Origin of the sequence: Dactylosporangium sp. CS-033363 (assembly GCF_050942475.1) — a bacterium.
Taxonomy (GTDB): domain Bacteria; phylum Actinomycetota; class Actinomycetes; order Mycobacteriales; family Micromonosporaceae; genus Dactylosporangium.
In genome coordinates, this window is record NZ_CP192032.1 from 2334755 (window position 1) to 2358526 (window position 23772).

Sequence of the window (23772 nt, forward strand, 5' to 3'; positions counted from 1 at the left end):
GTAGGGTGCGACATTTTTGGTACCGGCCGTAATGCGGATTTATCCGGATAAAATCGGACCATGACGCAGGTCGGACCCGTGGGCAGCAACGGCGGTGAGCCGCTCGCGGTGCTGTGGTCGTGGCGGCAGCGGCTCGAGCAGGGCGAAGAAAAGGCGAAAGAGCACGAGACGCCGCAACGGCGGCAATCGCCTGAGCCGAAGGACAGTCTCCCACAAGACGGGCCCCTGGATGGGCCGAAAGAGGGCGATCAGGGCTATCTCCCGCAGCTCAAGGCCCGGCTCCGCGAAACGCTCGGGGACGTGAGCGGGGTGGTGCGGCGCCTGTCGGAAGTACCACCGGAACAGCGCACTGTTCTGCACACGGCCGTCGCCGCGGACCCGGCGGCGGCCGAGCGCGGCCTCGCCTGGCTGCTCGACCACTTCAGTCAGCCAAGTGCGGTCGTGCCCGCCCTCGGCAAGATCGCGCCGGCGCTCGACGCGCTGATCGGGACCCGGCCCCGGCAGCTCGATCTGTTCGGCGACGCGCTGGTCGCGGCCGCGCGCGACGCCCGCGGCGAGGCCTGGACCGACGAGGACGCCAACGCCTGGCGCGACGCGTGGCGGTTCATGGTCGGCTGGCTGCGGCAGGGCGCACAGCTGCACCACGGCGAGACGCCCTACTGGACCGGCACGATCCTCGGCCACGACCGGCGCCGCGACGATGTGGCCGTGTTGACCGTGGGTACCGACCTCCCGTACCCCTTCCGCGCCGGTCAGCGCGCGATCGTCGAGTGCCACTCGGTGCCGGGCGCGTGGCGCGCGTGCTGGATCGGCGACCCGCCGGCCGAGGACCACCACATCGAGATCCACGTCCAGGCGCTGCCGGGCGACAAGGCCACCGGCGCGCTGGTGCGCGACGGGGGCGTGGGCGACCCGATCCGCCTGCACGCGGCCGAGGGCGACTTCGCCATCGAGCCCGGCCGGCCCGGCTCGGTGCTCATCGTCGCCGAGGACGTGCACGTCACGCCGGTCAAGGCGCTGCTGAGCGAGCTCGCCGAGCGCGGCGACGAGCGGGTCGTGCACCTGTTCTGGGGCGTGTCGACCCGCGAGGACCTCTACGACCTCGAATCGCTGCGCGAGCACGCCACGCGGTGCGCCCACGCGTTCGTGCACGCGGTCGTCGCGCGGGGGCCGGCCCACCCGTACACCAGCGGCTCACTGCCCCAGGTCGTGGTGGACTTCGGCGAATGGACCTCGCACGACGTGTACCTCAGCGGAAGCCCCCTGGCCGTCGGCGTGATGCGCAACATGCTGCGGCAGCGCAGCGTCGATCCGCGCCGTATCCACACGGTGACGCTGGAGCCGATCAGCGCGCCCTGAGGGAAAGTCCATAGGAACGTCGTATAGGAAAGATGGTCCGGCCGGTGCGGCGATGCGACGATGGATTTTCAGGCGCGACCGGATGTCACGAGTAGGAAATATCGCAGTGACACGCCCCGGCTGGATGCGGGACGGGATCATCTGTAATCCTGCGCGGAGGCGCCATAAGCGCCGGTCGCGGGCAATGACGGCCGCGGCCAGGAGCCGACTGCGGGATGAGACGGGAACGACGCGCATGAGTGAGTACAACATCACATACCCCGACGGCGAGCTCGAGCTCAAGGTACGCAAGGCAACCGAAGGCCCGGGCGGGCTGGAAATCGGCTCGCTGCTCAACAAGACCGGTCAGGTCACCCTCGACACCGGCTTCGTCAACACCGCCTCGTGCGTCTCGTCGATCACCTACATCGACGGCGACGAGGGCATTCTGCGCTACCGCGGGTACCCGATCGAGCAGCTGGCGGAGGGCTCGACCTTCCTGGAGAGCTCGTACCTGCTCATCCACGGCGAGCTGCCGAGCGCGACGCAGCTGCAGGAGTTCACCAACCGCATCCAGCACCACACGCTGCTGCACGAGGAGATGCGCCGCTTCTTCGACGGCTTCCCGCGCGACGCGCACCCCATGGCGGTGCTGTCCTCCGCGGTCAGCGCGCTGTCCACCTTCTACCAGGACAGCCTGAACCCGTTCGACGAGGAGCAGGTGGAGATCTCCACCATCCGGCTCATGGCCAAGGTGCCGACCATCGCGTCGTACGCGTACAAGAAGGCCATCGGGCAGCCCATGCTGTACCCCGACAACTCCCTCGGCTACGTCGAGAACTTCCTGCGCATGACCTTCGGCGTCCCCGCCACGCCGTACGAGATCGACCCGGTCATGGTCAAGGTGCTCGACATGCTCCTGCTGCTGCACGCCGACCACGAGCAGAACTGCTCGACCTCCACCGTGCGCCTCGTCGGCTCCAGCCAGGCCAACCTCTTCGCCTCGGTCTCGGCCGGCGTCAACGCCCTTTTCGGCCCGCTGCACGGCGGGGCCAACCAGGCCGTGCTGGAGATGCTGCAGGAGATCAAGAACGACGGCGGCGACGTCCAGGCCTTCGTGCGCAAGGTCAAGAACAAGGAGGCCGGTGTACGCCTCATGGGCTTCGGCCACCGCGTGTACAAGAACTACGACCCCCGCGCGGCGCTGGTCAAGAAGGCGGCCCAGGAGGTCCTCGGCCGGATGGCGACCCCGGACCCGCTGCTCGACCTGGCCATGCAGCTCGAGGAGATCGCGCTGGCGGACGACTTCTTCGTCTCCCGCAAGCTGTACCCGAACGTCGACTTCTACACCGGCCTGATCTACAAGGCCATGGGCTTCCCGACCACGATGTTCACCGTGCTCTTCGCGCTCGGCCGGCTGCCCGGCTGGATCGCCCAGTGGCGCGAGATGATCAACGACCCGGAGACCAAGATCGGTCGCCCGCGGCAGGTCTACACCGGCTACGGCTCGCGGGATTACACGCCGATTGCCGCCCGGTAAAGACCCGCAGCGCCGAGCGGTTCTTGCTCGTTTGTCTACTTGACGGAGATCGACCCCGGCTGTCTCATACATGGGTCTGTCTGGGGTCGATGTCCGTTTCGGGCGAATGAGCATTCGGGAGCCGGCATGAGCGCGCCAACGTTGTCGCCGCTGTTGACCGCGGCGGTGCAGGACCGCACATCGGGGGCCACCGGGGTGGCCCGGCAGGTGCTGGACGGGCTCGCCGAGTTCGTGCACGATCCGGCCACCCTGCGCGCGATGGTGGCGCCGCTGCCCGGGCTCCTTCCGGGGTACGCCTCGATGTGGCACATCGCCCGCGCCGCCAACAGCCCCGATCCGGGCCCGGCCCTGCGCACGATCCGCGAGCAGCTCGACCGCGACGTCGAGCGCTCGGTGGCGCTCGCCACGCGCATCCTCGAACAGCGCGGCGGCTGGGTCCGCACCGCGCCGAGCAGCGCCCTGGTCAAGGCGGCCGTTGCGGCACTTCCCGCCGGTACCGTCGACGCCCCCGGCACCGAAGGCCTGGAACCGGTCACGGGGCTCGCCGGGGCGGACGCGATCAGCCCGACGCGGGTGCTCAACATCAAGGGAACCCTCGACCTGGCGCGCAAGGTTCCCACGATCGTGGTCACCACGTCGTTGAAACTGGTGCCGGAGGACGTGTTCGAGGGCCTCGGGTCGCCGCTGTTCGAGCGCATCCCGCTGGACGCCTTCTGGGCCGTGATCCTCGACGGCGAGCTGCTGACCCCCGCCGAGGCCGGCCACCGCGCGGCGCACCTGACCTGAGCCCGGCCCCCGCGCCGCCGCCATGCCACCGCGCCACCTTCGCCTGAGCCCCGGCCGCCGGTGGCCGCGTGCGGACACCGCCCGCATCGCCGCGTTCGCGTCCGTCACACCGGCGTGCCGAGGCCCTCACCGCGCGGCGCGGCCGGCCTGAGCCCGGCCCACGCGTGAGACGGCACGTCGCCGGCGGCTCAGGCCGGCGGGCGGCCCGCGGCGATGCCGCCCCTGCGGATTCCGTCGCCGGGCCTGGGCCGATCTTGGGAGCGCTTCCACTCGGGACGTGATCTTGTGGCCACGAATGATTGTCGTCCGTGGATGCATGTTACCTAGCAACAGACAACATTCCTTCGAATTGATTCGCCGCGGAATCCGTGGCCAGGCAACGGATGCGCGGCCCGGCTCCACATTGGACAGATCCGAAGACGGCACGATTCGGGGCTGTGCAATCGGTCGTTCCCGGAGTACATTTCCTGCAACCCGAGGACTGCCGGGGCCGCCGCTTCCCCCGTGGCGGCGGCCCCGGTCTCGGGCATCTTGCGCCGCGCGCGTTTGCCCCGGTTCCCGCCGGGAGACCAGGACGTCATGGCTGCTGTCGATACGCGACCTGACGAGACGACCACTGTGCCTCCGGGACCGCCGCCCCGCACGGTGTACCTCATCGGCGCGCTCATCCTCGCGGCGCTCGTCGTCATCGCGATCGTCGCCGCCCTGACCTGGCCGCGCGTGACCGGTCAGCGGGCGGAGGGCACCGCCCACACCGTCACCGGCGACGTGCACGGCCGCGACCACGCCACGCTCGACCTCGTGACCGGCACGACGTCGGTCAACGTGCGGGCGGCGGACCTGGGCGACACCCTGTACCAGGTGGAAAGCTCGCAAACCCCGAGCGTCGACGACACCGACGACCGGATCGAGGTCCACGTCACCGGCGGCGACGCCTCGGTCACCATCCGGCTGAACCGGGACGTGCGCTGGACCGTCCGCTTCACCGCCGGTTCCCAGAGCAACACCGCCGACCTGCGCGACCTCAAGCACCTGGCCGGCGTCGAGTACGTCGGCGGCGTCTCCTCCATCGACCTGACCCTGCCCAGGCCCGGCGGCACCGTCCCGGTCCGCGTCGACGGCGGGGCGAGCGCCGTGCGCGTGCACGCCCCGGACGGGGCAGCGGTGCAGGTCAAGGCCGGCGGGGGAGCGGGCCGGGTGGCGATCGACGGCGAGGAGCACAACGGCATCAGCGCCGGTGCCACCTTCGCCTCCGGCGGCTGGGAGACGGCGACCGACCGCTACGACGTGGACGCCGTCGGCGGCGTCTCAGCCATCACCGTGGACCGCTACTAGCCCCGGCGGGACTCCCCGCCCAGCTCGACCGGCGCCCCGGACACCGGGGCGTCATCGGGCAGGTCGGGGAGGCCGAACAGCTCGGTCAGGCCGGTGATCTGCAGCAGCCGGTGCACGAACGGCGACGGGCTGCGCACCTCGATGCCGCCGCCGACCTCGCGGACCTTGTTGTTCGCCGCCACCAGCGCACCGATGCCGATCGAGTCCATGAACGGCACCCGCCGCAGGTCGATGGCGAGCAGGCGCGGGCGGTACGTCTCCACGGTGTCCAGCACGACCGAGCGCAGCGCGCCCACGGTCGCCGCCTCGAGCGGGCCGAGCACTTCCACCACGACCGTGCCGCCGGGTACTTTGCCGGACTGGTGCGTCCGGACCATTGCGTCGCCCATTCAGCCCGGGTACCCGGGCCACCCGGTCGGAAACGTCACGGACTGGCCGAGATCAACAGCGGCAGCATGAGTCCATAGGCGCACAGCAGTACGCAAGCCTCCGGACGGGTGATGCGATTCCCCCGTTTGAGCAGCAGCCACGCGAGGATGCCGGCCGCCACCATCGCCGTGACCGCCGCGAAGCCGAACGGCGCGATGGACTCCCGGCCGGCCGCCAGCCCGACGACCGCGCCGCCGATGAGGCTGTTGAACAGGTTGGAACCCAGCAGATTGCCCACCATCAGATCGCCCCAGCCCCGCCGCTGCGCCTGCACCGAGGTCATCAGCTCCGGCAGCGACGTGCCCAACGCGACCAGGGTGAAGCCGATCACCGCGTCGCTGACCCCCCACCGGTGCGCGAGCGTGGACGCGTTGGCCACGAGCAGCTGCGCGCCGCCGAGGGTCGCGGCGAGGCCGGCGGCACACCTGGCCGCCTCGACCCACCAGCGCCCGGGTGCGGGCGGGGGCTCCACGAACGCCGCCACGTCCTCGGGCAGAGGATCGTCCGCCGGTACCCGAGAAAGCCTGACGAGCAGCACCAGCGCGCCGATGCTGAGCACTGCCAGCAGTACACCGGCGACGAACTTCAACCCGACCAGGGCGAACGCCCCGAACACGCTGACCCCGGCGACCATGAGCGGCGCCTCGCGGACCGGCACCGACGAACGGACCAGCACCGGCGAGACGAGCGCGACCATGCCCAGGATGAACGTCACGTTGAGGATGTTCGACCCGACCAGGTTGCCCAGCGCCAGGCCGGCGTTCCCGCGCACCGCGGCGGTGCCGGAGACGACGAACTCGGGCGCGCTCGTGCCCAGCCCGATGACGACCACGCCGACGATCACCGGCGCGACCCGCAGCACGGTGGCCAGCCGGCCCGCGCCGACGACGAGCTGATCGGCCCCCACGGTGAGCAGCGCCAGGCCGACGATGCCGAGCCCGGCGACGAACAGGGTCGACATCCGCCTCCTCCCACCGACGTCTGGCTCGACACCATACCGCCCGCCCGCGCGGCCCCCGCGCACGCGCCGCGGATCGTATGCGAAACCCGAAACCGGTTCCGGCGGATTGACCGCTTCCACGGCTGGCGCAAAAGCGCGGAGCACTCTACAGTTTTCAACGAGACCGGCGTCTTCCCCCGTGGATGCCGGTCTCACCATTTGTGCGGGCCCTGCGTGCTTGCCGGCACCGCGTACCCTGGCCGGGGCTGCCTCCACTGTGGACGCCACGGAGCATTGGCCCTTGGGCGGAGGGAGCGATCCGGTGCGTTGTCCACGTTGCGGAACCGAGGGCGTCGACTCGGCCGGCCTGTGTCTGGGCTGCCGCCTTCCCCGCGCAGCGGCCACGCCCCCTCCCGCGCAGCCGGTCGCACCGCCGACGGTTGCTTTTCCCGCGCAGCCGCCCGCCCCGCCCGCGCCCGCCGCGCCGCCGATGGCGCATCCCGCGCAGCCGATGGCTCATGCCGCGCAGCCGGTCGCCTATTACCCGCCGCCTCCGATGACGGCGCCGCCGCCGCCGCGGCAGCGCAACCCGCTGCTGATCCCCGGCATCATCTTCGGCGTCGTCGCGCTGCTGCTCGTCGGGGGCGTGATCGTGTACGCGTTCGCCGGCGGTGACGACAAGCCGCAGGATCAGGGGCTGACCGGGGGTACCAACCCGATCGTGGCGCCGAGTTACTCCGCCACCGAGGAGGACCCGACCCCGACGCCCACCTCCACCGGCGCGATCGGCGGCGTCCCCGGACCCAGCGGCTCGGCCGGCGCCCAGCCCAGCGCCTCGGCGACGCCCTGCATCCTCGGCGTGTTCCTCGAGGAGCAGCACACCGAGCAGGTCACCGTGGTCAACACCGGCACGTTCCCCTTCACGGGAAGCGGCGCCTACCAGCGGTACAACGAGAGCGGCCGGGTCACGTTCAGCTATGGCGACGGCATGCACCTGCGCGGGAGCAACGGCTCGACCCAGTTCGAGTACATCTTCGAGGGCTTCATCTCCTACGCCTTCAAGTTCGACGGCCGCACGGTGACCTACTCCTCCCCGCGGCCGGACGGCACCGAGACGTTCATCCGCAACGGGCACGTGGACTACAAGGGCAAGCTGGAGGCCCGGGTGCCCCCGCCGATGCAGGTCAACTGCGGCCCGGTCGCCATGAGCCTGACCAACCAGATCAGCAACATCCAGCTCAAGCGCACCAGCAAGGCTCCGTAGCGGGATTGCTCAGGTGCTCCGCCGCCGTGCCGATCATGCACGCGGAGGTGGAGCCTGCATGGACAACACGCTCGCCATGGTCATTGACGACTCGCGCGCGATGAGGGGCATTCTGAAGCGGATTCTGCTGCCCCTCGGCTTCGAGATCCGCGAGGCCGCGAACGGCAAGGAGGCGCTCGACCAGATCTGGGACGACGACCTCAAGCCCGCGCTCGCGCTCATCGACTGGAACATGCCCGAGATGAACGGGCTGGAGTTCGTGATGGCGGTGCGCAAGCAGAAGCACCTGCGCCAGATGACGCTCATGATGGTGACCACCGAGAGCGAGCACGGCCAGATCGTGCGGGCGCTGGCGGCCGGCGCGCACGAGTACGTGATCAAGCCCTTCACCGCCGAGGCGATCGTGGAGAAGCTGACCTACCTGGGGCTCGTCCCGCTGGCCGACGCCGAGCCCGCGGTGAGTGCCTGATCAGGCGCGTTGCCACGAAAGGCACGGCACACGGTCCGATAGGCGACGGAAGAACCCCGGACGCCGAACTACCGTGCGACACATGACGATCGACTTCCCGCACGGCTGGTGGGGCACGGACCTGGGCGCCGCCCGGGCGAGCATCGGAACCTACGAGCTCTACACCACCGACAGCCTGCCGGCGGTGGACGAGTCACGCTCGGACGGTACGTTCGCCTGGCTCGTGCCCGACGCCCCGCACGACCCGCTGCGGGCGATGGAGGTCGCCGCCCTCGCCGAGCACATCGCGCTGCCGGAGCCGTTCACCCGGTTCATGAGCAGCCAGGTGCTGATGGACGCGATCCCGTCCTGCACCGGGTGCGACTTCGACCTGGCGCCGCGCCCGGTGCCGAGCCCGGTCGAGCCCTCGGCCCAGGTCGTGCGCTTCCTGCGCGATCAACGGGACGCCGTCATCTGGTACCTCTACCTGCGCCCCGGCACCGAACCGTTCGTCATCGCCTCGCCCTGGCTGCTGGAGATCATCGGCCTGGAGGACGTCGACCGGGCCGGCCTGATCGCCAACATGGTCAACGTGGCCGACTCCTTCGAGCAGTTCATCCACCGCTTCTGGCTCGAGAACGCGCTGTGGTTCAGCGTCAACGAGGGCGACGAGTCGACCGATGAGATGAACCTGTACCTCGCGCATTACACCGCCGCTATTTAATCTCTTGCGCCACCCGCGTGGCGGGCCTATCTTTGAATACGTCAAGGCGATAACGGACAGGGGAGACGAGACGATGAACGGACACGTGCGAGCCGCATGGCTGTCCTTCGGTGACGCGTCTTCGCTGCTCAGTAGCTTGTCGATGCGCGCGGGCAGGTGGTTGCACTAGCGGGTTCGCCCGACAGTCCAGCCAGCCGCCCGGGTGTGTACCGGGCGGTTTTTTCATGCCCAAATGCATTGACGTGCATCATTGTGTGCATTTCTTGCCGTGGTGGCCCAACGGCAGAGGCATCCCCCTCAAAAGGGGAGCGGTGCGGGTTCGACTCCCGCTCACGGTACGCAAGATCGTTTGGTTTCGAATGTGCAGATGAAGGGAGGAGGCCCGGTGACCGCGGTTCTCGTTCTCAACGCCGACCTCGGACCCCTGCACCGGGTCTCACTCCGCCACGCCATCCGCATGATCCTGCGCGAGGTGGCCGTGATCCACGAGGCGGAGCCGGACCGGTTGATCGGGGTCTACCCGCTCCCGCGGGTCGTGCGGCTCGTGTCCTACGTCGTCACCCGCTGGCGCTTCACCGGCGGGCCGGCCTGGTCCCGCCCCGGCGTCCACGCCCGCGACGGCCGCCGCTGCGGCTACTGCGGCGCCGAGGCGACCACCATCGACCACATCCTGCCCCGCTCCCGCGGCGGCCGGAACACCTGGAAGAACACCGTTGCGGCCTGCACGGGCTGCAACCAGCGCAAGGGCGACCGCACCCCCGCCGAAGCGGGCCTGGTGCTGCGCGTGAAGCCGTCGATTCCGACGTGGCACGCGCTCGTCCAGCGCTGACCAGACGGCCCCGGCGGGTCGGCTCCTTCGCTACCGCCGACCCAGCCGGGGCCGTCCGAGGGCTCGTAGCTCATCAGGAAGAGCGCCGCTCTTGCAAAGCGGAGGCGACCGGTTCGAGTCCGGTCGGGTCCACGGTTCGCATTGGAAAGTTGGCTGAGTGGTAAGGCTGCGGCTTGCTAAGCCGTCGACGGGAGGAGATCCCGCGGGGGTTCGATCCCCTCACTTTCCGCTGTACGACCGGCCTGGGAAGGCCAGCCGATTGGTGCCGGCACCCGTCTCGAAAACGGCGTTGGGTTCACGCCCGTGTGGGTTCGACTCCCACCCTTCCCGCAAACTCCATCGACCTCGTTGAGATCCCAGGGCCCGGCGCAGCCGTTGTACGCCACGCTGAGCGCTTTTGGCGAGGCGGCCCAGGTTCGCATCGACGTCGATCCGCTCGGGGGCGCTGAGGGCCGTCTGCTGCCATACGGGAATCATCACGTTCACTCCTGTTCGCCATGTCCGGTTGTTTGCCTTTACCGGTATGACGAACGGCGCGACCGAATCTGGACAGGTCCTAGCGAGGTTTCCCGAACGCGTACCTCGTCAGGACCCGAACGCTGCCCCCACTGCGCTGCTTGGCCGCCGCCGGCAGCATCGTCAGCGCATGGATCCGCGACGACAGGTGCCACCGAGCGGCCTTCCCGGCCCGCGGCCACCCGTGCGCGTCCATCTCGGCGGCCGCGGCGAGGAAGAACGAGCGCGCCTCGCTGAACCGCCCCCCGGTCACCGCCGACGAGGCCGACAGGCTCTCGTTGTGCCGCCGATACTGGAACACGACCTCGGAGTCGGCCACCAGCGCCCCACCGCGGGTCACCAGCCCGAGAATGAGCTTCAGATCCTGAATGACCTTGAGCTCAGGATCAAAACCAACCGCCTGGATCTCACTGGTACGCCACGCCAGCGCCGGAAAGTACAGCCAGTTCCCCCGCAACAGGCTGACCGCGAGCGCCTCACCCGCCATGCGCACGGTGCCCTGAATCTTCGGCGCATAGACCCGCCGCTTGGTGGTGTCGGCCAGCGTCCGCACCACGTGCCCGTCGGCCCCGATCACCTCGACCCCAGGCTGCACCAGCACAGCGTCGGGCTGCTGCTCAACCAGCGCATGCACCCGCTCGACATACCGAGGCAGCATGACGTCGTCACACCCCATGATCACCATGAACGGCGCCTCGGCCCGGTCCACACACTGCTGAAAGTTCCTGGTGATGCCCAGATTCTCAGGATTGCGCTCGTACCGCACCCGAGGATCGCCAAGCCCCGCAAAGTACTCCGGCACCCCCGTGACCCGCCCGACGGGATTGTCGTCAAACACCGTCAGCCGCCACCGCCCATCACGCTGCGCGAGAATGCTCTCCACGGCGATCTTGAGCAACGGCAGCTCACCGTAGTGCGGCAGCATGATGTCGAGCACCGTGCGATCCTAACGACCTCCCGCCCCGCCGCTCGCCCAGGCCGCACCCGCTGCCCCAGCCAAGCGCCGGACCCCCGCCCTCACCTCACCCGCGCCACCACGTCCCGGCCCGCACCGTGCCCACCATGCGGCGCCGCTCCACTCCGGTCCGCGCCGGTCAGGTCCGCCCCACGCGCTGCTGGCCAACCTTGACCCGCGCCGCCCAGCCTGCCGGAACGCGCCGCGGCGCCCTGGCCCGCCAGGCCGCGTCCGCCCGCGCCAGCCCGCACCCGTGCCGCATCGGCCCGTGCAGCATCGGCCCGTGCCGCGCCAGCCCGTGTCTGCCCGCGCCAGCCTGCGTCGCGTCGGTCCGCGCCGCGCGCCAGCCGCGCTCGGCTCGCGCCGCGTTGGCCCGCGTCCGTGCCGCGCCAGCCCCCGTCCGTGCCGCGCCGCGCTCGGTCCGCGCCGCGCTCGGCTCGGCCTGCGCCAGTCCGCGCCGCGTTGGTCCGCGCCGTGCACAGCCGTGCCAGCCCGCGCTCGGCCCGTGCCGCGTCGGCCCGTGCCGGGCTCGAGCCGCGTTGGCCCGCGTCGGCCCGTGCCGCGCCAGCCTGCGTCGCGTCGGTCCGCGCCGCGCTCGGTCCGCGCCGTGCTTGGCTCGGCCCGCGCCGACCCGCGCCAGCCCGCATCGGCCCGCGCCGGCCCGCATCGGCCCGCGCCGGCCCGCGCCGCGCTCGGCTCGGCCCGCGCCGGCCCGCATCGGCCCGCGCTAGCCCGCGCCGCGCTCGGCTCGGCCCGCGCCGGCCTGCATCGGCCCGCGCCGGCCCGCATCGGCCCGCGCCGGCCCGCGCCGCGCTCGGCTCGGCCCGCGCCGGCCCGCGTTGCGCTCGGCCGCGCTAAGCCCGCGTCCGTGCCGCGGCGGCTTGATCCGGCCCGCGCTTGTGCCGTGCCAGCCCATGCCGGCCCGTGCCGCGCTCGGCCGCGTCCGCCCGCGCCGTGCGCTGCGGCGGTTCTTGTGAGCCCGCGTCGGCTCCCAAGCGCGTCGTCCATCGCCGGGCGCTTTCCGGATCGATGCCACAGTCCGAGGTCGGGCACCGCACCACATCGGGCCGGTCCGAACGTGGTGCCGAACTCGTCTCGAAGCTGTTTTCTCGACGGTTCGAGCCTAATCCGCGGCAGGTGTCATCCAGGTGTCAACGCAACCGGGCCTGCCGCATCGCGGAAACCAGCGCGACGCCCATCCAGGATGCCGGGAGGGGCGGCGTGGGAGGGGCGGTGTGGGAGGGGCGGTGTGGGAGCGGCGGCGTCGGAGCAGCGGTGTGGCAGGGGCGGTGTGGCAGGGGCGGTGTGGGAGCGGTGCGAGGCGCATCCAGGGACGCCGGGGTGGGCGGCGCGGGGGAGGGCTGCCGAACGTACGAACCCGAATGGATGACGGCAGAAAAAAACCGGCCCGTCCGTGGCAACGGACGGGCCGGGTCGATGCGTCTAGATCAGTGCCGGGCTCGCCGCGGACCGGCCGGGGGCTGGCCCGCCGCGGCGCGCTTGGCGGCCTGGTCGCCCGGGTCCTCGTCCCATGCCTTCGCGCGGCGGATCTCGTCGAAGAAGCCGAGGAGCCGGTCGAGCTCCTGCGTGCTCGTCTTGTCGTCCGCGCGAACCGTCTTGCCCTTTTTGTTGTGCGAACGGATCTCGCGGCCGGTGACCGAGGAGGTGTCGTCCGCCGGCTCGCTCTCGTCCGACATCGGGGGCCGCTGGGTCGGCATGTAGCCGGTCGGGTCCTCGTGATGCCGGGAGGGCGGCGGCGTCACCGGGTCGAAGTGGTGCTCGTCGTAGTCGGGAGCATCGAAGCTGTACCCGTGCGGCGCGCCCGGCCCGGAAGGGTGCAGCGGCTGGTCCTCGCGGTGGAACGCGCGCGGCGGGGCCACGTGCAGATCCGGGTGCGACGGCCCGTGCCCGGGAGCGCCGTTGAAGCCGTTCGGCTGCTGCCCGTTGAACCCGTTGGGCGGCGGACCCGCATAGCCACCGTGCCCGTTGGCCGAACCGTGTCCGTTGCCCGGGCCATGCCCATTCGAAGGGCCATGCCCATTCGAAGGACCGTGCCCATTCGAGGGACCGTGGCCATTGACCGGGCCGTGGCCGTTCGAGGGGCCGTGACCAGGGCCCGGAACGACAGGCACCATCGGCGCCGTCGCGTCCGGGTTGCCGCCGCGGAACTGGGCCGCCGGGAACGAGCCCGTGCTGTCACCGGTCGGCCGCTGGCGCGGCTGCTGCATCGGCGGCTCAGCGGGGTACCCACCAGGACGGCCGGGCCGCTGCGAACCATTCGGCGTCAGTGGAGCGAACGACCCGGTCGGCGACTCGGGCACCGCCGGGAACGAGCCCGTGTGCGGCGAGACGGCCGGGAAGGCGCCGGTGGCCGGCGAGGACCCGTTGCGCGGCATCCGCGGGGCGTCGAACGAGGTCGTCGGAGCGTCCTGCGGTACCGCCGGGAACTGGCCGGTGCGCGGGTTGTAGCCGCGCTCGTAGTCCTGCTCGTGCGGGGCCGACCGCTGGACCGTCGGGTGCGCGCCGGACGGGTGCCCGTTGGCGGGGCGCCCGTCGACCAGGTACGGCCCGTTCGCGTCGCCGTGGCGGCCGTGGCGCGGGGCGTTGTCCGGCGTGATGGCCGGGAACGTGCCCGTGTTGGTCGGCGTCGGCGAGGCCACCAGCTCGACCTCGCCCGGCTCGGGCAGCGACTCGCGCAGCCCGGTGGCGAGGATGAAGACGTTGGGAGCGGCCCCGCGCGGCACGGCGATGTACGCCCGCTTCCGCGCGTCGATCGGGAGCTTCTCGAGAACCTCGGCGATCGTGTGGGCCGGCGGCGGGATCTCGGCGGCGTTGGGGGCCCCGACGATCACGGCGCAGCGGTTCACGTCGACCGGCAGCTCGCGCACCCAGTCGGCCGGGTCGTTGAGGTGCTCCGGGCGCAGCCAGAGGCCCGCCTGCACGACCTCGAGCACCCAGCCGGAGCCGAGGTCGAAGGTGGCCTGGCCGGCCGGGGTGCCGAGCACCTCGGGGCAGGGGTTGATCCAGTCGACCGGGCGGGGCGCGCCGTTGCGAGGGGCGTGCCAGAGCTCGCGGGCGAACGTACGCCAGCGGGGAAGGCCCTTGTTGTCGATCGTGACCACGGCACGCTGGCCGGCGGGCGCGCACAGCGGCAGGCCGGTGCGCACGTGCACGGCGCGGCCGAGGACGTCGGCCACCACCGGACCCACCGGACCGTCGGCGATGGGATTCTGCCCGTACGGCGTGAAGACGCACCGGTCAGCCGCCAGTGTCGGCACGGCGGAGACGGCGCGCGCGAGCTCCTCGCGGTGCAGCGGCTCGTCGCCGGGGTGGCCGAGGATCATCGCCGGGTTCTCGTGGTCGGTCGGCACCGAGTAGGCGAGGTCCGTGACGCTGCCGACGCGGCGGCGGTGCAGCCACAGGCCGGCCGGGATCTGGTCCATGACGAGGTCGCCGGGCAGCTCGGGCATCTCGGCGCACAGGTCCGACTCCCAGGCCGGGGCCGGGAAGCGCCAGCCCACCCGTACCGCGGGCGTGCCGGTCCGGAACCGCCAGAACCCTCCGGGCCGCTGCTCGCCGCGCCCGACCGGGGCGAACAGCGAGCCGCCGGGCACCCCCAGCAGCGGGCCGGCCGCGGCGATCACGTCGATGCCGAGGCGCTGGGCGATCATGTGGGCGGCGGCCGGGCGCTCGTTGGTGGCGCAGGCGCCGTCCCAGGCGACGAAGCGCATCGCGGTGAACCCGCGGGGCAGCCCGTTGGCGAGGACCTCGGCGAGCTCCTCGATCATCGCGGGCTCCAGCTTCACCGTGTGGGAGCTGATCACCACCGCGCACTCGGTGGAGCCGTGTGGGCTGACGACCAGCGTCGCCGCGCCCGCGCTGGGTTCCTCACCGGAGTGAACGACCGCACCGGCACCGAGCCAGGACACCTTCATCCCGGGCCAGTGACGCAGCCGCACCTGCATCGCCGTGCTCATGCGGACCTCTCTGTGCATTTGAGCCGTACCCCGAGGGCGGTTGCTGCCGGCCGCGGCACCACCGTCCCGGCGCTTGGCCGCGAACGGCCGAGCTCGTCCGGCGTGCAAGCTGCAAGCGGGCAGCAACGAGTCAAGATCGCCCTCCGTCGGGTTTGCCACGAGCGGTGCGATGTGGAGGGGGTTCCACACCGATCACCGCAGGGCGGCCTTGCCGGATCGTACCGCGCTGAGTGACGGACGCAACCATCTCGTTTGTCGGCGAACCCGTTTGGAAACGCCAACCGGCGGGGGGATTGCGCCCGATTTGATAGCCTTGGTGGCGACTTCTCCGGAGAGTTGCTCATGCTTCGAGCCGCAGTCCGACGAACACTGTCTGTCACCGTCGAGCCCTTCCGGCGTACCGCCGTCATGGTCATCGGGATCGTGCTGGTCGTCGTGGCCGCATCGGTGCTGAGCGCCTGCAAAACCTCTCCAATCGGTACTTCCGGGGCGGGCCCGTCGCCGAGCCGTTCTCCTGCATACCCGCCCAGCGGGGTCCTCGTCCTGTATGACACGACCGGGCAATACGGCTCCCTCGGCGAGCTATATGCCGTCCAAGCAGGCAATCTGGCCTCGCACTTCGCCGAGTGGCAGGCGCTGCCAGTGACGAAGTACACGTCCGGAACGGCACAGCGACACGTGTTGACGATCTATATCGGATCGACCTACGACGAGCCGTTGCCCGAGGCCTTCCTCGCCGACGTCGCCTCCGGCGCCAACGTCCTGTGGCTCGGCGGCAACCTCTGGCAGTTGATCAGTAAATTCCCCGAAATCGGTTTTCAGGCAGCGACGATCGACGATGCGAGCCCCACCGAGATCCGTTATCGAGGCGTCGCGCTGACCCGCAACGCCAACGCCGGCGGCTTGGTTCACGCGGTGCTCTCCCAGGGTGTGTACTCCACGAGCCTCGCCGAGGCCACCATGCCCGACGGCACGTCACGGCCCTGGGCGGTGCGCGTCGGCGGCCTGACGTACGTGGCGGAGGTGCCCTTCACGTATGTCACCTTCGACGATCGGTACCTCGCCATCGCGGACATGCTGTACGACCTGCTCGCCCCGAAAACTCCCGAACGCCACCGCGCCCTGGTCCGCATCGAGGACGTAGGCCCCCACTCGGACCCGGCGCAGCTGCGCCAAATCGCCGATTATCTGCATTCTCGTAATGCCCCGTTCGCCGTAGCGGTATTCCCCGTCTACGACGACGCCAAGGGCGTCTATTCCGGCGGCGTCCCAGTACACCGGACGCTGAGCCAATCTCCGCAGGTCGTGGCCGCTTTGCGCTACATGGTCGACCAGGGCGGGACCCTGCTCATGCACGGCTACACGCACGGTTTCGCCGGCGGCCCCAACCCCTACGGCGTGAGCGCCGAGGACTACGAGTTCTACCGGGCCCACGTGGACGAGGGCGGCGTCGTGGTCCTGGACGGCCCCGTCCCGGACGACTCCGCGGACTGGGCCCTGGGCCGCCTGGCCGCCGCCCGCGAGGAGTGGACCAAGGCCGGCCTCACGCCCCCCGACATCTGGGAGTTTCCGCACTACACGGCCAGTGCGGTCGACTACCGCGCGATCGCCTCGGCCCCGGGCATCAAGGCCAGATACGAGCAGGTTTTGTACTTCAACGGCATCCTCGGCGGCGCCGGAACACGCTCAGTGAGCCAATACTTCCCATACCTCGTGAAGGACGCATATGGGACACCGGTCATCCCGGAAACACTTGGAAACGTTGCAACACAAAGATTTAACCAGCATGGCGTCCGCCTGGCGCCCGATCTTCTCGCCTCCGCCAAGCGCCAACTCGTGGTCCGGGACAACGTGGCGAGCTTCTTCTACCACCCCTTCCTGGGCCTCCAGTACCTCCCGCAGTTGATCGAGGGCATCCAAGGCCTGGGCTACACCTTCGTGTCAGCCCCCTCCCTCCTCTGAGTCCCCGCCATCCGAAGACTGGGTTCGTTCCAATCTTTCACTCTTAACTGACGACCATGGTTTTTATGCTGAACGTTCAAGCACTTCAGCACGATTGAAGAAGCCCGCCACCGCTCCAAACCCGCCGAGGTCCCACCCCGCGAGACCCGGACCGCGGGCACTCCCGCCGCCCGAAAGCGGCGAGCGCGCGCGGGTCGCGGACCTCGCCCGCCCGCGGCCGCGGGAAGGCGCAAAACGGGCACCGAGCTGGGATCGGCGGACGAGGCGGCCGGTCGAAATCGCGCGACGACCGACGCCGGGGATATCGGCTCGTTCTGGCGCCGTCGGCGCTACAACCCGCAGCCAGCGACGAACCGCGAGCCCTCACGCGGGCGCCGCAAGGCGCCTCGGCCCGCAACCAACAACGAACCGCAACAGCCTTTCGCCGCAGGCGCCCTCGGACCGGGACCACCGAACGACGACCGCGACGGACCCGGCAGCGAACCCACGGACCCGGACCACCGAACCGCAACCAGACAACGGTCCGGACCACGCCAACACCGTCGGGACGCCGCAGGCGGCCCGGAACCATCGGACGAGGGCACATATGCGGTTGCCCATCGGTCCGGGCGATGCTTTTTACCCCAGCCCCATGGTCACCGCGAAGAGATCTCAGCCGGTCGGACAGCCGCCCAAGCGAAAAGCGCGGCGCACCCCCGCGCCAAAGGGATCAACGAGCGGGGGCAGCGCCGCTCGGGGTCGGGCTGGCGTACTCGTCCGTGAGAGCGACCGCCACCGCATGGCCGTCCGCGCCGGCGCCCGTCGCGGGAGCGTCGGCGGCCGGTGCCGGGGCGTCGAGGTGCCGGAAGAACAGCAGGATCACCGCCGCCAGCACGCCGACCAGGCCCACCGCGGCGAAGCCCCAAGCCGGCGACCCGGCGTCGATCGCCCAGCCCGCCAAGGGAGAGCCGATCGCCAGGCCCACGGTCAGCGAGGAGCCGTGCCAGCCCATGGCCTCGCCGCGGGCGGACGGCGGCACCAGGCGGCTCACCAGGTCGGCGCTCGTCGTCAGGGTCGGGGCGCACAAGAGGCCGGCCGGCAGCAGGGTCAGGAACAGCAGGGGCCAGCCGTCGCCGACCAGGCCCGCCGGGATCGTGCAGACCGCCAGGGCGCCGACCAGGACGACCAGCGGGAGGCCGCGGGGGAGGGCGCCGTAGATGAAGCCGCCCACGAGGGAGTACACGGCCCACGCGGCCAGCAGGGTGCCGACCAGGCCCACCTGGTTCGCGGCCTGCAGCATGGCCACGATGCCCAGGTCGGTGCCGGCCAGGACCATCGTGGTGGCGGAGGCGGCGGCCAGGACGGCCACGAAGCGGGGGGTCAGCCAGTCGCGGCGGCGGACCGGCGTGACCGGGCCCTCGCTGTGGGAGGTGTGCACCGGCGGGTTGGTGATGAAGAGGGCGATGCCCGCCAGGACCATGGCGCCGCCGATCGACCACATGGCCACCCGGCCCGAGAGGGCGCTGGTCAGGAGTACGGCCAGCGGGGGGCCGGTCATGAAGGAGAGCTCGACCGACATGGCGTCGAGGGCGTACGCCTGGCGGCGCCGCTCCGGAGGGACGAGGGCGGCGATCGACTGGCGGATGACCGAGAAGACGGGGAGCGAGAAGAGGCCGGCTACGAAGGCGCCTGCCAGGAGTACCGGAAAAGCCAGGAAGGGGGCGACGGACCAGAAGACGGCCTCCGCCACCGTCGTCACCACGAGCATGGGGCGCAGGCCGCGCCGATCCACGAAGCGGCCGTTGAGCGGGCCGCCTACCGCCGTGCCGACCGTCAGGGCCGCTCCGACCAGGCCGGCCGCGCCATACCCCTTGTGGAGGTCCTGGGCGACGTGCAGGGTCATCGTCACGCCGATCGCGGTGATCGGGATGCGGGCCAGCAGGGCGAGCAGCATGAGCGACCGCACGCCCGGTAGGGCGAGAACGCGGCGGTAGGGGTCGAGTTGCATGGGCACATCATGCACAGGGGGTACGACAAAATCTCGGGGGAACCGTTGGCCCCGCGCCGTGGTCCAATGAGCAAGACCTATGGATGGAGCTGAACCACGATGAAGTCCCGAGTCCTCGCCGCCGCCCTGCTCACGCTCACGTTCGCGCTGGCCGCGTGTTCGGACGACAGTTCGAACCAGGCCGGGGCCGGGGCCGGCGGGGCCGCGACGACCGGTGCGCCCACGGCCGGCAGCAGCGCGGGCGCCGGCAGCAGCGCCGGGGCCGGCGGTACGAGCGCGGGGCCGCAGACGGACCCCAGCTCGAAGAGCAACACCGGCGGCAACGCGACCAACACCGACTCGCTGGTGACGTTCACCCGCACCGGGGGGCTGGCCGGCAACAACGACTCGCTGACCGTGAAGCCCGACGGGTCGTACACCATCCAGACCAAGCAGGGCAGCAAGAACGGCAAGCTGACCGACGACGAGCTCGCCGCGCTCAAGGAGGCGCTGACCACCGCCGACTTCAACAAGATGCCCACGGTCAACGACGGCGGGAACGTGGCGGACGCCTACACGTACACGGTCACGTACGCCGGCAAGCAGATCACGGCGAAGGACGGGTCGATCCCGCCCGCCCTCCAGCCGGTGATCAGCGCGCTCGGGGCCTTCCTCAGCAAGTAGGCCCGAGAGCACAAAACCTAAGCGAGTAGCCCGTCGATCCTGGCCAGCTCGGACTCGGAGAGGGCCAGGTTCTCCAGCGCGCCGAGGTTGTCCAGCAGCTGCTTCACGCTGGAAGCCCCGATGATCAGCGAGGTGACCCGCGAGTCGCGCAGCGCCCACGCCAGCGCCAGCTGGGCCAGGCTCTGCCCCCGCTCGCGGGCCACCTCGTCCAGGGCCCGGATGAGCTGCAGCCGCGACGGCGTCAGGTCGCTCTCGTTCAGGAAGCGGCTGGTCCGCACCCGCGAATCGTCAGGAATGCCGCCGAGGTACCGGTTCGTCAGCAACCCCTGCGCCAGCGGCGAGAACGGGATGCAACCCGCCCCGGCCTCCTCGAGCACGTCCAGCAGCTCGGGCTCGATCCAGCGGTTCAGCATCGAGTACGACGGCTGGTGGATCAGCAGCGGCGTCCCCAGCTCGCGCAGGATGCGGGCCGCGGCGACGGTCTGCTCGGGGGTGTAGTTCGAGATGCCGACGTACAGCGCCTTGCCCGCCCGCACCGCCGCGTCCAGCGCCCCCATGGTCTCTTCCAGCGGGGTGTCCGGGTCGGGGCGGTGCGAGTAGAAGATGTCGACGTACTCGAGCCCCATCCGCTTGAGCGACTGGTCGAGCGAGGACAGCACGTACTTGCGCGACCCCCACTCCCCGTAGGGCCCGGGCCACATGTCGTAGCCGGCCTTGGTGGAGATGATCAGCTCGTCGCGGTACGGCCGCAGATCCTCGGCCAGGATGCGCCCGAAGTTGCTCTCGGCCGACCCGGGCGGGGGCCCGTAGTTGTTGGCCAGGTCGAAGTGGGTCACACCGGCGTCGAACGCGCGCCGCACGATCATGCGCTGCGTCTCGATCGGCCGCTCGTGCCCGAAGTTGTGCCACAGGCCCAGCGAGATCGCCGGCAGCTTGAGCCCGCTGCGGCCGCTGCGCCGGTAGAGCATGTCCTGGTATCGGCCCGAAGCCGCCTCATACGCCACGATCATGATCCTAAACTGAGCAAATGGAGGAGCCGGAGGCTGCAGAGCCGGAGGCCGAGACGCCCGAGGCCGAGACGGCGGAGGCCGAGACGGCGGAGGCCGAGACGCCGGAAGAGGAAGCACCCAAGCCGCCACCCGTCGCCAGCATCCTCGTGGCCGAGGACGACCCGGACATCCGCGACCTGTTCGCGATGGCCCTCGAGGGCGCCGGCGTGGACGTCACCGCGGTCGACAACGGCGAGGCCGCCCTGGCCGCCCTGGAGCAGAAGACCTTCGACATGATCGTCACCGACATGTGGATGCCCAGGGTCTCCGGCCTCGACCTATGCAAGAAGGTCCGCGCCGAGCCCGCCACCCGCAACCTCCCGGTGCTCATGCTGAGCGCCTACGGCCGCCTGAGGGGCCGCGAGGAGGCCAAGATGGTCGGCGCCAGCGACTACCTCATGAAGCCCCTGCGCCCCAGCCAGCTCATCAGCAAGGTCGACGCCATGCTCGGCGGCCGGCTCGTCATGCGTTCCTGATGAGGGCCTCCACGGCGTCCTTGGCCTCCTTCAGCCCGGCGCCGGTCACCTGGCGGTAGATCTTGATCGCGGCGATGAGGTTGTTCTGCCGCAGCGCCTCGGCGAACTCGGGCGGCATCCCGGCGGGCCGGCCCGGGAACGACTCGGCGAGGTTCGGGTCGAGGCCGAAGTGGCGGTACAGGAAGGCGACCTGGCGTTCGAGGCGGGCCAGTCGCATGCTCTCGTCGGCGTCCATGCCCGACACCGTAAATCGGCCGGGCCCGAAACAAAGTCGGGGAGCCGCCAGAACGGCGACTCCCCGGCTCATGACAACAGCGCTCAGGCGATCGGCTCCGCGAACGGGTCCTCAGCCGTGTCGACCGGAATCTCGGCCGCCGCCGCCCGGGCCCGCTCGGCCCCGCGCGCCGACCGCTCGTCGTCCGTGATCGGGAAGTGGCACGCCACGGTCTGCCCCGGCAGCAGCTCCCGCAGCACCGGCTCCTCCTGGGCGCACAGGTCCTGCGCCTTCCAGCACCGCGTGCGGAACCGGCACCCCGACGGCGGGTCGATCGGGCTCGGCACGTCGCCGGTGAGCAGGATCCGCTCCCGCTGCGCCTTGTCGCGCCGCGACGGGTCCGGCACCGGCACCGCCGAGAGCAGCGCGAACGTGTACGGGTGCAGCGGCGTCGCGTACAGCCCGTCGCGCCCGCCCACCTCGACGACCTTGCCCAGGTACATCACCGCGACGCGGTCCGAGATGTGCCGGACCACCGACAGGTCGTGCGCGATGAAGACGTAGGTCAGGTTGAACTCGCGCTGCAGGTCGTCGAGCAGGTTCACGACCTGGGCCTGGATCGACACGTCCAGGGCCGAGACCGGCTCGTCGGCGATGATGAGCTTCGGCTGCAGGGCGAGCGCCCGGGCGATGCCGATGCGCTGGCGCTGGCCGCCGGAGAACTCGTGCGGGTACCGGTTGTAGTGCTCCGGGTTGAGCCCGACCAGCTCCAGCAGCCGCTGCACCTCGCGCTTCTGCCCGTGTGCGGTCTTGATGTTCTGCACCTGCAGCGGCGCCCCGACGATCGAGCCGACCGTGTGGCGCGGGTTCAGCGACGAGTACGGGTCCTGGAAAATCATCTGGACCTCGCGGCGCAGCGGGCGCATCTTGCCCACGCCGAAGTGCGAGATGTCCTGGCCCTCGAGCAGCACCTGCCCGGCCGTGGGCTCCAGCAGGCGGGTCATCAGCCGCCCGGTCGTGGACTTGCCACAGCCGGACTCGCCGACCAGGCCGAGGGTCTCGCCGGTCTTGACGGCCAGGTCGATGCCGTCGACCGCGCGGACCGCGCCGACCTTCCGCTTGATGAAGGCGCCCCGCATGATCGGGAAGTGCTTCTCCAGGCCGCGTACCTCGAGGAGGTTCTCGCCGCTGCGCTGTGGCGCCGCCGCCGGCTGGGATTCTGTCGTCGTCGACACTGTCGTGCTCCTCAGAGGTTCGGGGCGATGTCCGACTTGAAGATGGCGTTGCGCTCCGCCGGCGGGATGTGGCAGGCGACGCCGTGCTCGGGCGTCCCCTCCGCCAGGGTCGGCTCGACCGTCTTGCAAGGGATGCCGTTGCGCTCCACGTACGGGCAGCGCGGGTGGAAGGAGCAGCCGCTCGGGAGGTTGATCAGCGACGGCGGGCTGCCCTTGATCGGCACCAGCCGGTCGCGCACCTCGCGGTCGACGCGGGGCATCGACGAGAGCAGGCCCCAGGCGTACGGGTGCTCGGGGCGGCGGAAGATGGTCTCCGCGGTGGCGTGCTCGACGCACTTGCCGCCGTACATCACCAGGATCTCGTCCGCCACCTCGGCCACCACGCCGAGGTCGTGGGTGATGATGATGACCGCCGAGTTGAACTCCGACTGCAGGTCGCGGATCAGGTCCAGGATCTGGGCCTGGACCGTCACGTCGAGCGCCGTGGTGGGCTCGTCGGCGATCAGCAGCTGCGGGTTGTTGACCAGCGACATGGCGATCATCGCGCGCTGGCGCATACCGCCGGAGAACTGGTGCGGGTAGTCGTCCACGCGCTTCTGCGGCTGCGGGATGCCGACCCGGTCGAGCATCTCGATGGCGCGCTTGCGGGCCTCGTTCTTGCTGACCTTGTGGTGCACCCGGTACGCCTCGATGATCTGGGCGCCGACCGTGTAGTACGGGTGCATCGCGGTCAGCGGGTCCTGGAAGATCATCGACATCTTGTCGCCGCGCAGCAGGCGGACCCGCTCGGGGGAGGCGCCGATGAGCTCCTCGCCGTCGAGCCAGACCTCGCCCGAGATCTTCGCGGAGCCGCGCCGGTGCAGGCCCAGGATGCCCAGGCTCGTCACGCTCTTGCCGGAGCCGGACTCGCCCACGATGCCGAGGGTCTCGCCGCGCTCGAGCTGGAACGTCAGGCCGTCGACGGCCTTGACCACGCCGTCGTCGGTGTTGAAGTGGATCCGCAGGTCCCGCACGTCGAGGAACGACTCTGCGGTGTGCGGCCCGGGCCCGGCGGGGCTCGGCGTGCCGTCGGTGAGCAGGCTGCTGGACATGCTCACTCCTTTCC

At 70.7% G+C, this 23772-nt stretch carries 20 protein-coding genes and 4 tRNA genes; 15 read left to right on the plus strand and 9 right to left on the minus strand.

Going from position 1 to position 23772, the window contains the following annotated elements:
* Positions 1-60 precede the first annotated feature (60 nt).
* The 4 genes from ACQPZ4_RS10725 to ACQPZ4_RS10740 all read left to right on the plus strand — a co-directional run bounded on the left by ACQPZ4_RS10725 (position 61) and on the right by ACQPZ4_RS10740 (position 4999).
* On the plus strand, positions 61-1359 hold the full coding sequence (locus ACQPZ4_RS10725; protein ID WP_433058404.1) for a hypothetical protein: 1299 nt from the start codon (positions 61-63) through the stop codon (positions 1357-1359).
* A 235-nt stretch (positions 1360-1594) separates the two neighbouring features.
* A complete protein-coding gene (locus tag ACQPZ4_RS10730) occupies positions 1595-2878 on the plus strand; it encodes a citrate synthase (RefSeq protein ID WP_433058406.1) in 1284 nt (427 codons plus the stop codon).
* A gap of 126 nt (positions 2879-3004) precedes the next feature.
* Positions 3005-3664: a hypothetical protein gene (locus ACQPZ4_RS10735; RefSeq protein ID WP_433058407.1), complete on the plus strand. Its 660-nt coding sequence runs from the start codon at positions 3005-3007 to the stop codon at positions 3662-3664.
* A 579-nt stretch (positions 3665-4243) separates the two neighbouring features.
* Positions 4244-4999, plus strand: coding sequence for a hypothetical protein (locus ACQPZ4_RS10740; RefSeq protein WP_433058409.1), 756 nt, complete (start codon positions 4244-4246; stop codon positions 4997-4999).
* Here ACQPZ4_RS10740 and ACQPZ4_RS10745 read toward each other — a convergent pair.
* Positions 4996-5376: an STAS domain-containing protein gene (locus tag ACQPZ4_RS10745; RefSeq protein ID WP_433058411.1), complete on the minus strand. Its 381-nt coding sequence runs from the start codon at positions 5374-5376 to the stop codon at positions 4996-4998. The genes ACQPZ4_RS10740 and ACQPZ4_RS10745 overlap by 4 nt on opposite strands.
* A gap of 47 nt (positions 5377-5423) precedes the next feature.
* Positions 5424-6389 (minus strand): sodium:calcium antiporter, encoded by a 966-nt coding sequence (locus tag ACQPZ4_RS10750; RefSeq protein ID WP_433058413.1) that lies wholly within the window; start codon positions 6387-6389, stop codon positions 5424-5426.
* Positions 6390-6924: 535 nt separating this feature from the next.
* Between ACQPZ4_RS10750 and ACQPZ4_RS10755 the strand changes: the two genes are divergently transcribed.
* The 8 genes from ACQPZ4_RS10755 to ACQPZ4_RS10790 all read left to right on the plus strand — a co-directional run bounded on the left by ACQPZ4_RS10755 (position 6925) and on the right by ACQPZ4_RS10790 (position 9963).
* Positions 6925-7632 (plus strand): hypothetical protein, encoded by a 708-nt coding sequence (locus tag ACQPZ4_RS10755; RefSeq protein ID WP_433058415.1) that lies wholly within the window; start codon positions 6925-6927, stop codon positions 7630-7632.
* 58 nt (positions 7633-7690) lie between these two features.
* On the plus strand, positions 7691-8101 hold the full coding sequence (locus tag ACQPZ4_RS10760; RefSeq protein WP_433058417.1) for a response regulator: 411 nt from the start codon (positions 7691-7693) through the stop codon (positions 8099-8101).
* An 82-nt stretch (positions 8102-8183) separates the two neighbouring features.
* Complete coding sequence (locus ACQPZ4_RS10765) at positions 8184-8804, plus strand: hypothetical protein (protein ID WP_433058418.1); 621 nt, start codon at positions 8184-8186, stop codon at positions 8802-8804.
* Positions 8805-9069: 265 nt separating this feature from the next.
* Positions 9070-9142 (plus strand) — tRNA-Leu (locus ACQPZ4_RS10770).
* Between the two features lie 47 nt (positions 9143-9189).
* Positions 9190-9633, plus strand: a complete 444-nt coding sequence (locus tag ACQPZ4_RS10775; protein WP_433058420.1) for an HNH endonuclease — start codon at positions 9190-9192, stop codon at positions 9631-9633.
* A gap of 59 nt (positions 9634-9692) precedes the next feature.
* Positions 9693-9765, plus strand: a tRNA-Ala gene (locus ACQPZ4_RS10780).
* Between the two features lie 11 nt (positions 9766-9776).
* Positions 9777-9862: transfer RNA gene (locus ACQPZ4_RS10785), tRNA-Ser, on the plus strand.
* Between the two features lie 15 nt (positions 9863-9877).
* Positions 9878-9963: transfer RNA gene (locus ACQPZ4_RS10790), tRNA-Ser, on the plus strand.
* Positions 9964-10189: 226 nt separating this feature from the next.
* Here the strand turns inward: ACQPZ4_RS10790 and ACQPZ4_RS10795 are convergent.
* Both ACQPZ4_RS10795 and ACQPZ4_RS10800 read right to left on the minus strand, forming a co-directional pair.
* Positions 10190-11086, minus strand: coding sequence for a glycosyltransferase family 2 protein (locus ACQPZ4_RS10795; RefSeq protein ID WP_433058422.1), 897 nt, complete (start codon positions 11084-11086; stop codon positions 10190-10192).
* A 1466-nt stretch (positions 11087-12552) separates the two neighbouring features.
* Complete coding sequence (locus ACQPZ4_RS10800; RefSeq protein ID WP_433058424.1) at positions 12553-15081, minus strand: hypothetical protein; 2529 nt, start codon at positions 15079-15081, stop codon at positions 12553-12555.
* 408 nt (positions 15082-15489) lie between these two features.
* On the opposite strand from ACQPZ4_RS10800, the gene ACQPZ4_RS10805 reads away from it, so the two are divergent.
* On the plus strand, positions 15490-17043 hold the full coding sequence (locus ACQPZ4_RS10805; RefSeq protein ID WP_433058425.1) for a DUF2334 domain-containing protein: 1554 nt from the start codon (positions 15490-15492) through the stop codon (positions 17041-17043).
* Positions 17044-17752: 709 nt separating this feature from the next.
* Here ACQPZ4_RS10805 and ACQPZ4_RS10810 read toward each other — a convergent pair.
* Positions 17753-19030: an MFS transporter gene (locus ACQPZ4_RS10810; RefSeq protein WP_433058426.1), complete on the minus strand. Its 1278-nt coding sequence runs from the start codon at positions 19028-19030 to the stop codon at positions 17753-17755.
* A gap of 99 nt (positions 19031-19129) precedes the next feature.
* Between ACQPZ4_RS10810 and ACQPZ4_RS10815 the strand changes: the two genes are divergently transcribed.
* Positions 19130-19693 carry a hypothetical protein gene (locus ACQPZ4_RS10815; RefSeq protein ID WP_433058428.1) on the plus strand — a complete coding sequence of 188 codons (564 nt, stop codon included), beginning with the start codon at positions 19130-19132 and terminating at the stop codon, positions 19691-19693.
* A gap of 17 nt (positions 19694-19710) precedes the next feature.
* Here ACQPZ4_RS10815 and mgrA read toward each other — a convergent pair whose 3' ends face one another.
* A complete protein-coding gene (gene mgrA / locus ACQPZ4_RS10820) occupies positions 19711-20703 on the minus strand; it encodes an L-glyceraldehyde 3-phosphate reductase (protein WP_433058430.1) in 993 nt (330 codons plus the stop codon).
* 17 nt (positions 20704-20720) lie between these two features.
* Here mgrA and ACQPZ4_RS10825 point away from each other — a divergent pair, with 17 nt between their 5' ends.
* Positions 20721-21218 (plus strand): response regulator, encoded by a 498-nt coding sequence (locus ACQPZ4_RS10825; protein ID WP_433058432.1) that lies wholly within the window; start codon positions 20721-20723, stop codon positions 21216-21218.
* Here ACQPZ4_RS10825 and ACQPZ4_RS10830 read toward each other — a convergent pair.
* The 3 genes from ACQPZ4_RS10830 to ACQPZ4_RS10840 all read right to left on the minus strand — a co-directional run bounded on the left by ACQPZ4_RS10830 (position 21205) and on the right by ACQPZ4_RS10840 (position 23758).
* Positions 21205-21453, minus strand: a complete 249-nt coding sequence (locus tag ACQPZ4_RS10830) for a ribosomal protein L7/L12 (protein ID WP_433058434.1) — start codon at positions 21451-21453, stop codon at positions 21205-21207. The genes ACQPZ4_RS10825 and ACQPZ4_RS10830 overlap by 14 nt on opposite strands.
* An 83-nt stretch (positions 21454-21536) precedes the next feature.
* Positions 21537-22571, minus strand: coding sequence for an ABC transporter ATP-binding protein (locus ACQPZ4_RS10835; RefSeq protein ID WP_433066446.1), 1035 nt, complete (start codon positions 22569-22571; stop codon positions 21537-21539).
* 107 nt (positions 22572-22678) lie between these two features.
* Positions 22679-23758 (minus strand): ABC transporter ATP-binding protein, encoded by a 1080-nt coding sequence (locus tag ACQPZ4_RS10840; protein WP_433058436.1) that lies wholly within the window; start codon positions 23756-23758, stop codon positions 22679-22681.
* Positions 23759-23772 lie beyond the last annotated feature (14 nt).

Bases quoted from the DNA above. Each gene is read 5' to 3' on its own strand.
- ACQPZ4_RS10725 (WP_433058404.1), top strand. From the start codon at position 61: ATGACGCAGGTCGGACCCGTGGGCAGCAACGGCGGTGAGCCGCTCGCG.
- ACQPZ4_RS10745 (WP_433058411.1), bottom strand. From the start codon at position 5,376: ATGGTCCGGACGCACCAGTCCGGCAAAGTACCCGGCGGCACGGTCGTG.
- ACQPZ4_RS10815 (WP_433058428.1), top strand. From the start codon at position 19,130: ATGAAGTCCCGAGTCCTCGCCGCCGCCCTGCTCACGCTCACGTTCGCG.
- ACQPZ4_RS10735 (WP_433058407.1), top strand. From the start codon at position 3,005: ATGAGCGCGCCAACGTTGTCGCCGCTGTTGACCGCGGCGGTGCAGGAC.
- ACQPZ4_RS10755 (WP_433058415.1), top strand. From the start codon at position 6,925: ATGACGGCGCCGCCGCCGCCGCGGCAGCGCAACCCGCTGCTGATCCCC.
- ACQPZ4_RS10800 (WP_433058424.1), bottom strand. From the start codon at position 15,081: ATGAGCACGGCGATGCAGGTGCGGCTGCGTCACTGGCCCGGGATGAAG.
- ACQPZ4_RS10830 (WP_433058434.1), bottom strand. From the start codon at position 21,453: ATGGACGCCGACGAGAGCATGCGACTGGCCCGCCTCGAACGCCAGGTC.
- ACQPZ4_RS10805 (WP_433058425.1), top strand. From the start codon at position 15,490: ATGGTCATCGGGATCGTGCTGGTCGTCGTGGCCGCATCGGTGCTGAGC.
- ACQPZ4_RS10835 (WP_433066446.1), bottom strand. From the start codon at position 22,571: ATGCGGGGCGCCTTCATCAAGCGGAAGGTCGGCGCGGTCCGCGCGGTC.
- ACQPZ4_RS10740 (WP_433058409.1), top strand. From the start codon at position 4,244: ATGGCTGCTGTCGATACGCGACCTGACGAGACGACCACTGTGCCTCCG.
- ACQPZ4_RS10730 (WP_433058406.1), top strand. From the start codon at position 1,595: ATGAGTGAGTACAACATCACATACCCCGACGGCGAGCTCGAGCTCAAG.
- mgrA (WP_433058430.1), bottom strand. From the start codon at position 20,703: ATGATCGTGGCGTATGAGGCGGCTTCGGGCCGATACCAGGACATGCTC.
- ACQPZ4_RS10750 (WP_433058413.1), bottom strand. From the start codon at position 6,389: ATGTCGACCCTGTTCGTCGCCGGGCTCGGCATCGTCGGCCTGGCGCTG.
- ACQPZ4_RS10840 (WP_433058436.1), bottom strand. From the start codon at position 23,758: ATGTCCAGCAGCCTGCTCACCGACGGCACGCCGAGCCCCGCCGGGCCC.
- ACQPZ4_RS10765 (WP_433058418.1), top strand. From the start codon at position 8,184: ATGACGATCGACTTCCCGCACGGCTGGTGGGGCACGGACCTGGGCGCC.
- ACQPZ4_RS10760 (WP_433058417.1), top strand. From the start codon at position 7,691: ATGGACAACACGCTCGCCATGGTCATTGACGACTCGCGCGCGATGAGG.
- ACQPZ4_RS10825 (WP_433058432.1), top strand. From the start codon at position 20,721: ATGGAGGAGCCGGAGGCTGCAGAGCCGGAGGCCGAGACGCCCGAGGCC.
- ACQPZ4_RS10810 (WP_433058426.1), bottom strand. From the start codon at position 19,030: ATGCAACTCGACCCCTACCGCCGCGTTCTCGCCCTACCGGGCGTGCGG.